Here is a 15,183-nt window from a genome sequence, read left to right as displayed (position 1 = left end):
CGATGCGAGCTCAGCTGAACTGACTCATCGTGTTGTGCTGACCGCCGGCCTTGAGGGCCGCGTCGCCGGCGAAGTACTCCTTGTGGTTGTCGCCGATGTCGCTGCCCGCCATGTTCTGGTGCTTCACGGTGGCGATCCCCTCGCGGATCTCGCGGCGCTGCACACCTCTCACGTAGGCGAGCATGCCCTCCTCGCCGAAGTAGCCCTTGGCGAGGTCGTCGGTCGACAGCGCCGCCGTGTGGTAGGTCGGGAGAGTGATCAGGTGGTGGAAGATCCCGGCCCGCGCCGACCCGTCGCGCTGGAAGGTGCGGATCTTCTCATCGGCCAGCCGTGCCAACTCGGTGTCGTCGTACTCGACGCTCATGAGGTCGCTGCGGTCGTATGCCGAGACATCCTCGCCCTGTTCGGCGAGAAGGTCGTAGACCTGCTGGCGGAAGCTGAGGGTCCAGTTGAACGAGGGGCTGTTGTTGTAGACGAGCTTCGCATTCGGGATCTGCTCGCGGATCGCGTCGACCATGGCGGCGATCTGGTCGACGTGCGGCTTCTCGGTCTCTATCCACAGGAGGTCGGCACCGTTGCGCAGCGACGTGATGCAGTCGAGCACGACGCGCTCCTTACCGGTTCCGGAGCGGAACTGGTACAGGTTGCTGGCGAGGCGCTTCGGGCGCAGCAGCTTGCCACCCCGCGTGATGACGACATCGCCGTTGCCGAGATCGGAGTGCGAGATCTCCTCGGCATCGAGGAAGGAGTTGTACTGGTCGCCGAGGTCGCCGGCCTCGTTGGTGACGGCGAGCTTCTGGGTGAGGCCGGCGCCCAGCGAATCGGTCCGGGCGACGATGATGCCGTTGTCGATGCCGAGCTCGAGGAACGCATAGCGCACCGCGGTGAGCTTCGCGATGAAGTCCTCGTGCGGGACGGTGACCTTCCCGTCCTGGTGGCCGCACTGCTTCTCATCCGACACCTGATTCTCGATCTGGATGGCGCACGCGCCCGCCTCGATCATCTTCTTGGCGAGGAGGTACGTGGCCTCAGGGTTGCCGAAGCCCGCGTCGATGTCGGCGATGATCGGGACCACGTGCGTCTCGAAGCTGTCGATCTGCGACTGGATGAACTCCACGGCGGTGTCATCGCCCGCGGCGCGCGCGTCGTCGAGCTTCGTGAAGAGCAGGTCGAGCTCGCGGGCGTCGGCCTGACGGAGGAAGGTGTACAGCTCCTGGATGAGGGCCGGCACCGAGGTCTTCTCGTGCATCGACTGGTCGGGCAGCGGTCCGAACTCGGAGCGGAGTGCGGCGACCATCCAGCCAGACAGGTAGAGGTAGCGCTTGTTCGTGGTCTTGAGGTGCTTCTTGATCGAGATCAGCTTCTGCTGCCCGATGAAGCCGTGCCAGACCCCGAGCGACTGGGTGTACACCGACGAGTCGGCGTCGTACTCGGCCATATCGCGACGCATGATGTCGGCCGTGTACTGGGCAATCGAAAGCCCCGTCCGGAACCGGTTCTGCGCCCGCATGCGAGCGGCGGACTCGGGGTCGATGGCATTCCAACGCGAGCCGTGCTGCTCGGTGAGCGCCCGGAGCGCCTCGATGTCGTTGTGGTAGGCGGTCATGATCTTTCCTTTGCAGTGGTGTGGGCCGGCTCGCACGAGCCCGGGTCGTTGGGCGTCACGCGAAATCTGTGAGGAAGCGCGAGTAGGCCGGAAGCGTCAGGAACGCGGGGAACTCCACCCCGAGGGCGACCTCGCGGAAGATCTCCGCCGCGTCGTCGAAGCGGTCGCCACCGGGCTGTTCCGGATGCCGCTCGACCTCGCCGAGCACCTGGTGGAGCAGCCCCTCCACGTACTCGCGGGTGATGGCGGTGCCGTCCTCGGTGAGGCGGTCCTGATGGATCCACTGCCACACCTGCGAGCGCGAGATCTCGGCGGTCGCGGCATCCTCCATGAGGTTGTCGATCGCCACGGCGCCCAGGCCCCGCAGCCACGCCTCGAGGTAGCGGATCGCGACCGACACGTTCGCGTGCACGCCCGCAGCCGTGACCGGGCGTCCGATGTGCACATCGAGCAGATCGGATGCTGTCACCTCGACGTCGTCGCGCTGCCGGTCGAGCTGGTTCGGCTTGTCGCCGAGCACGGCGTCGAACTCGGCCATCGCCGTCGGGATCAGGTCGGGGTGCGCCACCCACGTGCCGTCGAAGCCGTCGCCGGCCTCGCGCTTCTTGTCGGCGGCGACCTTCTCGAACGCGCGCGCTGTGACCTCGGGATCGCTGCGGTTCGGGATGAAGGCACTCATCCCGCCGATCGCGAAAGCACCGCGCTTGTGGCAGGTCTTGACCAGCAGCTCGGTGTAGGCCCGCATGAACGGCACCGTCATCGTGACCTCGCTGCGGTCGGGCAGCACGAACCGCGCGCCGCGACCGCGGTAGTTCTTGATGATCGAGAAGATGTAGTCCCACCGGCCGGCGTTCAGGCCCGCGATGTGGTCGCGCAGCTCGTAGAGGATCTCCTCCATCTCGAATGCCGCAGGCAGGGTCTCGATGAGCACGGTCGCGCGAACCGTGCCGTGCGGGATGCCGATGTACTGCTCGCTGAACGAGAAGACGTCGTCCCACAGCTTCGCCTCTTCGCTGGATTCGAGCTTCGCGATGTAGAAGTAGGGTCCGCGGCCGTCCGCGATCAGCTGCGTCGCGTTGTGGAAGAAGTACAGCCCGAAATCCACGAGAGAGCCTGAGGTCGCCAGCGCCCGGCCGGTGCGGTCGGTGAACTCCAGGTGCGCTTCGGAGAGGTGCCAGCCGCGCGGGCGCATCACGATGGTGGGCGTCTGCTCGGCCGTGACGGCGTATGTCTTGCCCTGTTCGCTCGTGAAGCTGAGCTCGCCGCGGATCGCGTCGCGCAGCGACAGCTGACCCTCGATGACGTTCTTCCAGGTGGGCGAGGTCGCGTCCTCCTGGTCGGCCAGCCAGACCCGCGCGCCGGAGTTGAGCGCGTTGATCGTCATCTTGGGATCGGTCGGACCCGTGATCTCGACGCGGCGGTCCTCGAGCCCGGGCCCGGCGCCGGCGACGCGCCACTGCGTGTCGTGACGGATGTGTGCGGTGTCTTCGCGGAATCGCGGATCGTGCCCGTTGCCGATTTCGAACCGGCGACGCATCCGGTCGGCGAGACGGTCGTGGCGACGGCCGCCGAAACGCTGGTGCAGTTCGGCGAGGAACGCCAGTGCCTCGGGGGTGAGGATCTCGTCGTACCGCGGACCGATGCGGCCCAGGATCTCGATGGACGGCTCGTGGGTCTGGAGGGGGATCGGTCCGGTGCGAGTGCGCATCGGGGTGGCGGTTGCAGGTGTCATCGTCCTGTCTTCCTGTCGTGGACCGGCTGTGTGTGACCGGCTGTGGGTCGTGACTCCACTCTGAGAGAAGTTCCGACGATGCCCTCGCCAAACTCAATGTGAAGAATCTCGTTATTTCTGCTTTCATGACAGAATCGCCACATGCCGACCGATGTGAACCAGGGTTCCGCCCGCGATCTCGATGACGCCCTTCGACAGGCTCGGGAACCGGAGGTGGACTCATTGACGATCGGCCGCCGCATCCGCCAGTTGCGCTCGGAGCGCGGCATGACGCTCGAAGAACTCGCGACGACCGTCGACCGTGCCCCCAGCCAGCTGTCGATGATCGAGAACGGCCGGCGCGAGCCGAAGCTCACCCTCCTCCAGGCGATCGCCCGCGCACTCGGGAGCACGCTGGATGCGCTGCTGGAGACCGAGCCCCTCGACGAGCGCTCCACGCTCGAGATCAGCCTCGAGAGGGCGATGCGGGGCCCGACCTTCCAGGCCCTCGGGATCCCGCCGTTCCGCATCGGCAAGACCGTGCCGACCGAGGCGCTGAAGACCATGCTCGCGCTGCAGGGCGAGATCGACCGCCTCCGCGACGAGCGAGCGGCCACACCGGAGGAGGCGCGCCGCGCCAATGTCGCACTCCGCAGGCTCATGCGCACGCAGGACAACTACTTCCCCGACCTCGAGACGCAGGCCCGCAGCATCCTCTCCGCCGTCGATCACCCGGGCGGCCCGCTCACTCAGCGCACGGCGAGCGACATCGCGGCCCATCTCGGATTCACCCTGCACTACGTGCCCGACCTGCCCCAGACCACGCGCAGCGTCGCCGACCTCAAGAACGGGCGGCTCTATCTCTCGAGCCGGCTGACGGCCAAGGGCGACCCGCGGACGGCCGTGCTGCAGGCGCTCTCGTCGCGCATGCTGGGGCATTCCGAGCCGACCTCGTACGCCGAGTTCCTCCGTCAGCGCGTGGAGACGAACTACCTGACCGGCGCCCTGCTGATCCCTGAGGAGCACGCCGTCCCGTTCCTGCAGGACGCGAAGGCGGGCAAGTCGATCTCGATCGAAGACCTCCGCGACGCGTATTCGGTCTCGTACGAGACGGCCGCCCACCGCTTCACGAATCTCGCGACGGTGCACCTCGGCATCCCCGTGCACTTCCTCAAGGTGCACGAGTCGGGCACGATCACGAAGTCGTACGAGAACGACGACGTGAACTTCCCGACCGATCGGCTCGGCTCCAGCGAAGGGCAGATGTGCTGCCGCCGGTGGACGAGCCGCGTCGTCTTCGACGTCGACGACAAGTTCAACCCGTACTACCAGTACACCGACACGGGCAACGGCACGTACTGGTGCACAGCCCGGGTCGAGGCATCCAGCGAAGGAGCCCACTCGGTCAGCGTCGGGGTGCGCTTCGATGACACGCGGTGGTTCCTCGGGCGCGACACCCCCAACCGCGGCATGTCACGGCATTCGGTCGAAGTGTGCTGCCGGCGCGCCCCCGCCGACCTCGAATCGGCGTGGCGCGAGAACGCGTGGCCGAACGTGCGCACCCCTCGGACCCTGCTGGCGACGCTGCCCACGGGCGCCTTCCCCGGTGTCGACACGACCGATGTCTACGAGTTCCTCGAGGCGCACGCCCCGCGCTGAGCCCGTCTCAGCCGCGTTCGCCGACGGCCTGCAGCGCGGCCCACAGCTCGGCGCGGGCCGCGAACGTGCCGAGGTCTCGGCCCAGCACGCGCTCGGCGAGGCCGATCCGCGCCCGGACCGTGTGCCGATGCACCCCGAGGGCGCGGGCGGATGCCTCGTGCGAGCCGTCCGCGTCGAGCCACGCCCGGAGGGTCTCGATGAGCGCGGTGCCGTGCGCCCCGTCGTGCTCCACCAGGGGAGCGAGGGTGCTGCGCGCGAGCACGCGCGCCTCGTCGGTGCCCAGCGCCGCCAGCACCCCGCCGCGCGCGACGTCGCCGTAGCGGCGGATTCCGGCATCCGTCCCCGACCGCAGCGCGACCTGCGCCTGACGCACCGCCTCGGTGAATCCGTCGTAGCCTGCCGGCGCCGACAGGCCGAGGCCGAGCGAGAAGCGCTCGGCCATCTCGGCGAGCACCGGCTCGTCGCCGGCCGTCACCACGATCACGAGCCCCTCGTCTGCGTGTTCGAAGACGCCGCGCCCGAAGAAGAGGGCTCCTCGACGCTCGTCGGCACGCAACTCCAAGAGCTCGGTGATCGCGTCGATGCGGGATGCCGCGGCATCCGTCACCGCGACCGTCACAGGGGCCGTCGGCAGGGGTCCCCAGAGATCCCGCGAGATGCGGCGCGCGAGGCTCGCGTCGTCGGTGAGCAGAGACTGGACCAGCCCCGCGCGCAGCAGCCCCCGCGCGCGGCTCAGTCCCTGGTGCTGCTCGAACGCCAGCCCGGCCATCGCGATGACCGCGGTCACGACGCCGCGACCCTCCTGGTCGAGCTCGCCGGCCGCGATCGCGATCACGCCGCGCAGGTGCCCGCCCCGACCGAGCGTCTGCAGCGAGAAGGGGGTGTCGCCGATGCGCAGCGCAGACCCGGCGCGCGCACCACGGCGCAGCACCGCGCCGACTTCGGACTGCAGTTCGTCGCGCACCGCCGGGTGCAGGTCGTGGGCCGGGTGCTCGCGCGTCAGCACTCCCGATGCGTCGAACAGGCCCACCCAGGTGTCGAGCTGACGGGCGAGCTCGGCCAGGGTCGCCCCCAGCCCATCGGGTCGGAGCGCGGCGAGCGCGATCGCGCGCTGCGCGGCCAGTGCCCAGCTGCGGCGCGCGTACGCCTGGGCGGCGACGGCCTCGGCGTTCGCGCGCGCGACGGCGATGAAAGGGGTCCGGTAGGGCACCTCGAACAGCGGCATCCCGATTGCCCGGCACGATGCGATGAGAGCGGGTGGGATGCCGTCGCGCACCACCTCGGTGCCGAAGCCGAGCCCGACCACGCCGCGCGCGTGCAGTCGTCGCACGTAGGCCAGGGCGGCGCTGCCGGCGGATTCGTCCGCGTCCGAGGCGCCCGGGAACTGGGTTCCGGTCGTCAGGAGTGCGAGTCCTTCGGACAGGAACGGCGTGGGGTCGGCGAGGTCGGAGCTGTGCACCCAGCGCACCGGCCGGTCGAGGGCTCCTGGCGCCAGGTCGTCGGGGTCGCCCTCGAGGCGCAGGGCGAGATCGCGTCGGCGCAGCAACGCGCGGAGGGTCGGAGCATCGCCGTTGCCGTCCATCGACCCTCCACCTCGAAGAACCCGGAATCGGACCCGAAACCGATCCCGGGAACTGTACCGAGCGTACAGTTGCCGAGCGAGTTTGTACGAGCGGGAGAGTGCGGATGCGGCATCCGCCGCCCTACGCTCCGGAAGATGAGCGCCCCCACCACTCTTGCCGCACCCTCTTCCACGCCGCCGCTCGGCGGACCGTCTCTGCCGCAGGAACGGCGCCTGGTCACGAGCATCCCCGGCCCGAGGTCGCAGGAGCTGCTCGACCGCAAGGCCGCCGCGGTCGCCGCCGGCGTCGGGCACACGGTGCCGATCGAGGCTGTCGCGGCAGGGGGCGGAGTCGTCGTGGACGCCGACGGCAATTCGCTGATCGATCTGGGCTCGGGCATCGCGGTGACAACGGTGGGCAACGCGCACCCGAAGGTCGTCGCCGCCGTGCAGGCGCAGGTGGCGCAGTTCACGCACACGTGCTTCATGATCTCGCCGTACGAGTCGTACGTCGCCGTCGCCGAGGCGCTGAACCGGATCACTCCGGGCGATCATCCCAAGAAGACCGCACTGTTCAACTCGGGCGCCGAGGCGGTGGAGAACGCGATCAAGGTCGCCCGCAAATACACGAAGAAGCAGGCCGTCGTCGCGTTCGATCACGCCTATCACGGCCGTACGAACCTCACGATGGCGCTCACCGCGAAGGCCATGCCGTACAAGAGCGGCTTCGGGCCGTTCGCGTCCGAGATCTACCGCGCGCCCCTGTCCTACCCCTACCGCGACGGCCTGTCGGGTCCGGATGCTGCGGCCCAGGCGATCTCGCTGATCGAGAAGCAGATCGGCGCGGGCAACCTCGCCGCCGTGATCATCGAGCCGATCCAGGGCGAGGGTGGGTTCATCGTCCCCGCCGACGGCTTCCTTCCCGCGCTCGTGGAGTGGTGCCGCGCGAACGACGTCGTCTTCATCGCCGACGAGGTGCAGACCGGATTCGCCCGCACCGGATCGATGTTCGCGAGCGAGCAGTTCGGCATCGTCCCCGACCTGATCACGGCAGCCAAGGGCATTGCCGGGGGGCTTCCCCTCGCGGCCGTGGTCGGCCGCGCCGAGATCATGGACGCCTCGCACGCCGGCGGGCTCGGCGGCACCTACGGCGGCAACCCGATCGCGTGCGCCGCTGCGCTCGCGGCGATCGATGCGTTCGAGAACGACGGGCTCATCGAGCGTGCGAACGACCTCGGCGCGATCCTCACCGGCCGGCTCATGGCGCTGCAGGCCGCCGATCCCCGCATCGGCGATGTCCGAGGACGCGGCGCGATGGTCGCGGCGGAGTTCGTGCACCCCGAGACGCGGGAGCCGGATGCTGCGCTCACCGCGGCGGTCGCCAAGGCGTGCATCGCGCAGGGTGTGATCGTGCTCACGTGCGGCACGTATGGCAACGTGATCCGGTTCCTGCCGCCGCTGTCGATCCCCGATGCGCTGCTGAACGAAGGGCTCGATGTCGTGGCATCCGTTCTCGCCGATCAGCCCATCACCTGACCCCGCAGCATCCTGCAGCAACCCGCACCAATGAAGGAGCACCGCATGACCGAGATCACCAGAGACGTCGTCATCATCGGCGCGGGGGCCGCAGGCACCACCGCTGCGAACGAGCTCAAGAAGGCCGGGCTGTCGGTCGCGGTGCTGGAGGCGCGCGACCGCGTCGGCGGCCGCCTCTGGACCGACGTGATCGACGGTGCGATGCTCGAGATCGGTGGCCAGTGGGTCTCTCCCGATCAGCACGCGCTGATCGACACGGTCGCAGAACTCGGGCTCGAGACCTACAGCCGGTACCGCGAGGGTGACAGCGTCTACGTCGGCCCCGACGGCACGAGCCACCGATTCACGGGCGACATGTTCCCCGTCGCCGCCGAGACCGAGCGCGTGATCGCCGAGATCACGGAGCGCCTCGATGCGATGGTGGCCGAGATCGACCCCGATCGGCCGTGGGCGCACGAGAAGGCCGCCGAATGGGACCACATCTCGTGGGATGCGTGGCTCAGGGCGCAGACCGACGACGACGAGGCCGTCCGCAACCTCGCTTTTGCGACGGGCTCGGCGATGCTGACCAAACCCACCCACACGTTCTCGTTGCTGCAGTCGCTGTTGATGGCCGCTTCGGCCGGCTCGTACTCGAACCTCGTCGACGCGGACTTCATCCTCGATAAGCGCGTCGTGGGCGGCCTGCAGCAGGTTCCGCTGCTGCTCGCCGAGCGTCTGGGCGACGACGTCTTCCTCGGCCAGGCGGTGCGCACGCTGGAGTACTCCGATGGCGGGGTCACCGCGATCGCCGATGGCATGACCGTGCGCGCCCGATACGCGATCCTCGCGCTCGCGCCCGTGCTGTACGACCGCGTGTCGTTCGTCCCGCCGCTGCCGCGCCTGCAGCACCAGATGCATCAGCACATCTCGATGGGCTTCGTGATCAAGGTGCACGCCGTGTACGAGACCCCGTTCTGGCGTGACAAGGGCCTGTCGGCTACCGCGTTCAGCCCCTACGAACTCGTGCACGAAGCGTACGACAACACCAACCACGCAGATGCGCGCGGCACCCTGGTCGGCTTCGTCTCCGATCAGAACGCCGACGACCTGTTCCGCCTCTCGGCGGATGAGCGCAAGCAGCGCATCCTCGAATCGCTCTCGCACTACTACGGGCCCGAGGCCCTCGACCCGGTCGTCTACTACGAGAGCGACTGGGGGAGCGAGGAGTGGACGCGCGGTGCGTACGCCGCGAGCTTCGACCTCGGCGGCCTGCACCGCTACGGCGCCGATCTGCGCACGCCCGTCGGTCCGATCCACTTCGCCTGCAGCGACCTGGCCGGAGCCGGGTACCAGCACGTCGACGGCGCGATCCGGATGGGGCGGTTCGCTGCGGCGGCCATCATCGGTCAGGCGCGATCGTGAGTGGCCGGATCGTCGTCGGGTACACCGCGACGGATGCCGGAGCCGACGCCGTAGCCCTCGGCGCGCGGCTGGCCGCAGCATCCGATTCCGAACTCGACCTCGTGCTGGTGCTGCCCGAATACGAGCGCAGCGTCATCACCCCGCCCGACGCCGGCTACGACAGCCACCTGCGCGAACGCGCCGCGGATTGGCTCGCCGAGGCATCGGCGATCGTGGGGGATGCCGTGTCCCACCGCACGCACGTGCGCTACGGCGAGTCGTTCGCCGAGGGGCTGCTGGCCACTGCCGACGAACTGGGGGCCAGCCACATCGTGGTCGGCGCCGCCAACGGCGGACTCCGGGGCCGTCACCGGCTCGGAACCGTCGCGACCGAGCTGCTGCATTCGTCCGACGTCCCCGTCGCCCTCGCACCCGAGGGGTCGCGGCGCATCGACACGACGACGGGGATCACCCGCGTCACCGCGGCCATCGGGACCAAGCCCGGCGCCGATGCCCTGATCGAGGAGGCGATCGCGCTCGCGACGGCCACTCGTGCGGAGCTGCGCCTGATCTCCCTCGTCACGGTCGACCTGCCGGCCGGCGTCGACACCGGCGTCATCCGGATCGTGGGCGCGGCCCACGCCGATGACGTCCTGACGCGGGCTCGTGATGCGCTTCCCGCCGGGATCGAATCGGAAGCGATCACCGCGGAGGGTGACAGCATCGAGGATGCCGTCACCCACCTCGGCTGGGAACCCGGCGAGATCGCGGTTGTGGGCTCCAGTCGCCTCGCCCAGCCCCGGCGCCTGTTCCTCGGGTCCACGGCCGCCAAGATGCTGCACGAACTGCCGGTGCCGATGATCGTCGTGCCCCGGACGCGCAAGCAGGATGGAGAAGTGCGATGAGCGCTCCCGAAGAAGCGGCGGCACCCCCCGCCCCCACGGCAGGAGACGGCGCCGGAGGGCTCTCGAGCAAAGGCCTGAGCGCCGGCACCGTGGGCCTGATCGGTGCCGTCGTCATCGGCATCTCGTGCATCGCCCCGGCGTACACGCTGACCGCTGCCCTCGGCCCGACCGTGTCGGAGGTGGGTTTCCAGGTTCCCGCGATCATCCTGCTGGGCTTCATCCCGATGCTCCTGGTCGCCTTCGGCTATCGGGAGCTCAACAACCGGATGCCCGACTCGGGCACGTCCTTCACCTGGGCGACCCGGGCGTTCGGTCCGTGGATCGGCTGGATGGCCGGGTGGGGCCTGATCGCCGCGACGATCCTGGTCCTGTCGAACCTGGCCGGCATAGCCGTGGACTTCCTGTTCCTGCTGATCGCGCAGGTCTCGGGCAATCCCGACATCGCCGACCTCGCCACCAACCCGTTCATCAACGTCACGGTGTGCCTGCTGTTCATGCTCGGAGCGACGCTGGTGTCGTACCGCGACATGCAGACCACCCAGAAGCTGCAGTACTTCCTCGTCGGCTTCCAGGTGCTCGTGCTGCTCCTGTTCGCGGGCGCAGCGATCATCGAGACGCGGGGCGGGAACGCGTTCGACGCGTCGAACTTCGAATGGTCGTGGTTCAATCCGTTCGCGGTGTCGTCGATCGGCACACTCGTCGCGGGGCTGTCGCTGTCGATCTTCATCTTCTGGGGGTGGGATGTCACCCTCACCATGAACGAGGAGACGAAAGACCCCGACAAGACGCCCGGCCGCGCAGCGACCATCACCGTGGTCACGATCGTCGTGCTCTACCTGCTGCTGGCGATCTCGCTGCTCATGTACGCCGGGACGGGCACGGGCGAGTTCGGCCTGGGCAATCCCGACATCCAGGACAACGTGTTCTTCGCGCTCGCCGGCCCCATCCTCGGGCCGCTCGCGTTCCTGGTGTCGCTCGCGGTGCTCACGAGCTCCGCGTCGTCGCTGCAGTCCACGTTCGTCTCGCCGGCGCGCACGCTCCTGGCCATGGGGCATTACGGCGCGCTGCCGTCGCGGTTCGCGTCGGTCAGCCCGCGCTTCTTCACTCCCGGTTTCGCGACGATCGTGTCGGCGGTCGTGGCATCCGCCTTCTACGCGGTGATGCGCTTCATCAGCGAGAACGTGCTGTGGGACACGATCACCGCGCTCGGGATGATGATCTGCTTCTACTACGGGCTCACCGCCTTCGCGTGCGTCTGGTACTTCCGCAAGCAGTGGTTCGATTCGACCCGCAACGTGTTCTTCACGTTCCTGTTCCCACTCGTGGGCGGCGCGATCCTCGCGTTCCTGTTCGTGCGGACCCTGATCGACAGCATGGACCCCGACTACGGCAGCGGCTCGAACGTCGCGGGCGTCGGACTCGTCTTCATTCTGGGCGTCACCGTCATCCTGCTGGGTGTCGTCGTCATGATCTGGCAGGCGATCAAGCGTCCGGCCTTCTTCAAGGGCGAGACCCTCTCGCTCGATGCTCCGGCGAGCATTCGCCGGTCGCGTCGCTGAGCACAACCCCACGAACGGAGATCGACACATGTCCGACTACGCGGTCGTCAACCCGGCGACGGGCGAGACCCTGGCCACCTACCCGCTCGCCACGGCGGATGAGCTCGAGAGCGCACTTCAGCGAGCGGATGCTGTCGGCCAGGGCTGGGCGCGCACCTCCAGCGTCGCCGAGCGGGCCGCGCTGATCCGTCGTGCGGCAGAGCTGCACCGCGAGCGGCGCGACGAGCTCGCCGCGACGATCGTGCGCGAGATGGGAAAGCCGCTGGCCGCAGCGCTCGGCGAGGTCGACTTCGCCGCCGACATCACCGAGTTCTATGCCGACAACGCCGAGAAGATCATGCAGGACCAGCCGATCGACATCCTCGGGGAGGGTACCGCGGTCATCCGGCGCTCCGCGCTCGGGGTGCTCCTGGGCATCATGCCCTGGAACTTCCCGTACTACCAGGTGGCGCGCTTCGCGGCGCCGAACCTCCTGATCGGCAACCCGATCCTGCTCAAGCACGCGCCGCAGTGCCCCGAGTCGTCGGCGGCGATCGAGGCGATCTATCGCGACGCCGGATTCCCGGAGGGGGCTTACACGAACCTGTACCTCACCAACGAGCAGGCGGCCGAGGTCATCGCCGACCCACGCGTGCACGGGGTGTCGGTCACGGGATCGGAGCGGGCGGGTTCTGCCGTGGCCGAGACCGCCGGGCGCAACCTCAAGAAGGTCGTGCTCGAACTGGGCGGGTCGGATCCGTTCATTCTGCTGTCCACCGACGACCTCGACGGTGCGGTGCAGGCTGCCGCCGAGGCACGCCTGGACAACAACGGCCAGTCGTGCAATGCCGCCAAGCGGTTCATCGTGGCGGCCGACCTGTACGAGCCGTTCCTGGAGAAGTTCACGGCCGCGATGAGCGGCGCGAAGGTGGGCGACCCGCTGGCCGATGACACCGTGCTCGGTCCGCTGTCGTCGCTCGTTGCGGCCGAGCGTCTGGCCGAGCAGGTCGACAGGGCCGTCGCGCAGGGTGCGACGCTGGTCACCGGTGGCGTGCGCGACGGCGCGTACTACCCGGGAACGGTGCTCGCAGATGTGACGCCCGAGATGGATGCCTACCGCGAAGAGTTCTTCGGACCGGTCGGCGTCGTCTATCGCGTCGCCGACGAGGACGAGGCGGTCAGGGTCGCCAACGACACGCCGTTCGGCCTCGGCTCGTACGTCTTCACGACGGATGACGCGCAGGCTCAGCGCATCGCCGACAAGATCGATGCGGGCATGGTCTACGTCAACCTCGTGCTGGCCGATTCGCCTGAGCTGCCGTTCGGCGGGGTCAAGCGCAGCGGAACCGGGCGAGAGATGGGGCTGCTCGCGGCGGAGGAGTTCGTGAACAAGAAGCTCGTCCGCGTCGCCCCGTAGCCCCGCGGCGGGGCTCGCACGGGTCTCGACGAGGCCGCCGGGTTCGCCACGCTTCGACCCATGCCGTACACTTGAGCGTGCAGTTGAAGTCTGCATTCTTTCGCCGTGCCCGCAGATCGGGCAGTCCGTTTCAGGTGAGTCACGGCGCAGGAATGTGGATGGATCGAGGCCGATCGGTCTCTAGGGCGGTAGCTCAATTGGCAGAGCAGCGGTCTCCAAAACCGCAGGTTGCAGGTTCGATTCCTGTCCGCCCTGCGCGTCAGCCGAAGCTGGCACATGGAAGGTAATCAGGTGGGTTCGATGGTCCAGGATGAGCCGAAGGGCGAGGTCGTCGCCAAGAGTGACGCCCCGCGCGCGAAGAAGCCCAACATTTTCGCCCGCATCGCCCTGTTCATCCGTCAGGTCTTCGCCGAGCTGCGCAAGGTCGTCACGCCGACGCGTCAGGAGCTGCTGAAGTTCACGGGCGTCGTGCTCGGGTTCGTCATCGTGATGATGGCGCTCGTCTACGGTCTCGACGTGCTGTTCGTCTGGATCACGACCGTCGTGTTCGGCGTGCCCGGCACCACCTACTGACGTCACCGCGCGGGCGAGGTGGCTCTGTGAGCATCCTGCGCCTACGAAGGAAGAGAAATCCCATTGTCTGAGAGATATACCGACGACGCCGATTGGGCGACCGCCGCCGAACAGTCCTCCGAAGACGACGAGGCGCAAGAGGGCAACGTCCTCGCCGCCGAAGAGCGTTCGGTCGAGCCCGCAGAGCACCTCGCCGTTCACGTCGTGGACGAAGACGCCGATGACGACTCCGACCTGGACGACATCGACATCGACGACCCGGAGGCCGACGCCATCGTGAACGACGCCCTGAACATCGACGAGACCGCCGAGGTCGAGGCTGCCGCCGAGGTCCTCACCGACTCGCTCGCCGAAGAAGAGGCCGAGTACGTGGCCGACCACGCCGACGACGTCACCCCCTACAACGGTCCCGACATCAACGGCGACGAAGACGAGCCTGTGCTCGACGAAGACTTCGTCGAGCAGGTGGATGCTGCAGCCGCCGTCATCGACGAGGTCGAGGCATCCGTGTCTCCCGCCGACGCCGCCGAGACGCCGACCGACGTCGATCCCGCGGACGAGGCCTCGGACGACGAGGCCGTGGACGACGAGGACGCCGATCCCTACGACGCGTTCCGCGCCGAGCTGCGCTCGCTGCCCGGCAAATGGTACGTCCTGCACTCCTACGCCGGATTCGAGCGCAAGGTGAAGGCCAACATCGAGCAGCGCAAGTCGACGCTCGAGGTCGAGGACGACATCTACCAGATCGAGGTCCCGATGGAGGACGTCGTCGAGATCAAGAACGGGCAGCGCAAGATGGTCACGCGCGTCCGGATCCCCGGCTACGTGCTCGTGCGCATGGAGCTGAACGAAGACACCTGGTCGGTCGTGCGTCACACGCCGGGCGTCACCGGCTTCGTCGGCAACGCGCACAACCCGACGCCCCTCCGCTTCGAGGAGGCCTTCAACATGCTGAAGAGCCTCGTCGAGATCAAGGAAGTCGCCCCGACGAAGGCCGGCGCCACCAAGGGCGCAGGCGCCGTGCAGCGCAGCATCGTCACCGAGGTCGACTTCGAGGTCGGCGAGACCATCACGATCAAGGAGGGCTCGTTCGCGGGGCTTCCCGGCACGATCAGCGAGATCAAGCCCGAGAGCGGCAAGCTCACCGTCCTCGTCTCGCTGTTCGAGCGCGAGACGCCGGTCGAGCTGTCGTTCGACCAGGTCAACAAGCAGTAGCGCTGCTGCGGGTCACCACCTGCAGCGCACTGACGAGACGCCCCGCCCGGTTCGCCCGGCGGGGCGTTTCGTCATCCGG

At 68.3% G+C, this 15,183-nt stretch carries 11 protein-coding genes and 1 tRNA gene; 9 read left to right on the top strand and 3 right to left on the bottom strand.

Annotated elements, in window-relative coordinates; genetic code table 11:
• Nucleotides 1-10: 10 nt before the first annotated feature.
• Together ACFE6Z_RS10900 and aceB are read right to left on the bottom strand one after the other, a co-directional pair.
• The gene (locus ACFE6Z_RS10900; protein WP_375385712.1) at nt 11-1,606 is read right to left on the bottom strand and encodes an isocitrate lyase; all 1,596 of its coding nucleotides are present in this window, start codon (nt 1,604-1,606) and stop codon (nt 11-13) included.
• Between the two features lie 55 nt (nt 1,607-1,661).
• Nucleotides 1,662-3,314: a malate synthase A gene (gene aceB, locus ACFE6Z_RS10895; RefSeq protein ID WP_375385790.1), complete on the bottom strand. Its 1,653-nt coding sequence runs from the start codon at nt 3,312-3,314 to the stop codon at nt 1,662-1,664.
• 237 nt (nt 3,315-3,551) lie between these two features.
• Between aceB and ACFE6Z_RS10890 the strand changes: the two genes are divergently transcribed.
• Nucleotides 3,552-4,976, top strand: coding sequence for a helix-turn-helix domain-containing protein (locus tag ACFE6Z_RS10890; RefSeq protein ID WP_375385789.1), 1,425 nt, complete (start codon nt 3,552-3,554; stop codon nt 4,974-4,976).
• Between the two features lie 7 nt (nt 4,977-4,983).
• On the opposite strand, the gene ACFE6Z_RS10885 is transcribed toward ACFE6Z_RS10890, so the two are convergent.
• On the bottom strand, nt 4,984-6,558 hold the full coding sequence (locus ACFE6Z_RS10885; RefSeq protein WP_375385711.1) for a PucR family transcriptional regulator: 1,575 nt from the start codon (nt 6,556-6,558) through the stop codon (nt 4,984-4,986).
• Nucleotides 6,559-6,693: 135 nt separating this feature from the next.
• On the opposite strand from ACFE6Z_RS10885, the gene gabT reads away from it, so the two are divergent.
• From gabT to nusG, 8 genes are all read left to right on the top strand, one after another.
• Nucleotides 6,694-8,073, top strand: a complete 1,380-nt coding sequence (gene gabT / locus ACFE6Z_RS10880; protein ID WP_375385710.1) for a 4-aminobutyrate--2-oxoglutarate transaminase — start codon at nt 6,694-6,696, stop codon at nt 8,071-8,073.
• A 45-nt stretch (nt 8,074-8,118) separates the two neighbouring features.
• The gene (locus ACFE6Z_RS10875) at nt 8,119-9,477 is read left to right on the top strand and encodes a flavin monoamine oxidase family protein (protein ID WP_375385709.1); all 1,359 of its coding nucleotides are present in this window, start codon (nt 8,119-8,121) and stop codon (nt 9,475-9,477) included.
• The gene (locus tag ACFE6Z_RS10870) at nt 9,474-10,361 is read left to right on the top strand and encodes a universal stress protein (protein ID WP_375385708.1); all 888 of its coding nucleotides are present in this window, start codon (nt 9,474-9,476) and stop codon (nt 10,359-10,361) included. The genes ACFE6Z_RS10875 and ACFE6Z_RS10870 overlap by 4 nt, the downstream gene beginning before the upstream one ends.
• A complete protein-coding gene (locus ACFE6Z_RS10865) occupies nt 10,358-11,920 on the top strand; it encodes an APC family permease (protein ID WP_375385707.1) in 1,563 nt (520 codons plus the stop codon). The genes ACFE6Z_RS10870 and ACFE6Z_RS10865 overlap by 4 nt, the downstream gene beginning before the upstream one ends.
• A gap of 28 nt (nt 11,921-11,948) precedes the next feature.
• A complete protein-coding gene (locus ACFE6Z_RS10860; protein WP_375385706.1) occupies nt 11,949-13,316 on the top strand; it encodes an NAD-dependent succinate-semialdehyde dehydrogenase in 1,368 nt (455 codons plus the stop codon).
• A 182-nt stretch (nt 13,317-13,498) separates the two neighbouring features.
• A tRNA-Trp gene (locus ACFE6Z_RS10855) sits at nt 13,499-13,571 on the top strand.
• Between the two features lie 45 nt (nt 13,572-13,616).
• Nucleotides 13,617-13,889 carry a preprotein translocase subunit SecE gene (gene secE / locus ACFE6Z_RS10850; protein ID WP_375385788.1) on the top strand — a complete coding sequence of 91 codons (273 nt, stop codon included), beginning with the start codon at nt 13,617-13,619 and terminating at the stop codon, nt 13,887-13,889.
• A gap of 63 nt (nt 13,890-13,952) precedes the next feature.
• Nucleotides 13,953-15,104 (top strand): transcription termination/antitermination protein NusG, encoded by a 1,152-nt coding sequence (gene nusG, locus ACFE6Z_RS10845; RefSeq protein ID WP_375385705.1) that lies wholly within the window; start codon nt 13,953-13,955, stop codon nt 15,102-15,104.
• Nucleotides 15,105-15,183 lie beyond the last annotated feature (79 nt).

The organism is uncultured Microbacterium sp., assembly GCF_964244775.1.
Classification (GTDB): Bacteria; Actinomycetota; Actinomycetes; order Actinomycetales; family Microbacteriaceae; genus Microbacterium.
This window is presented reverse-complemented; position numbering and strand designations above follow the sequence as displayed.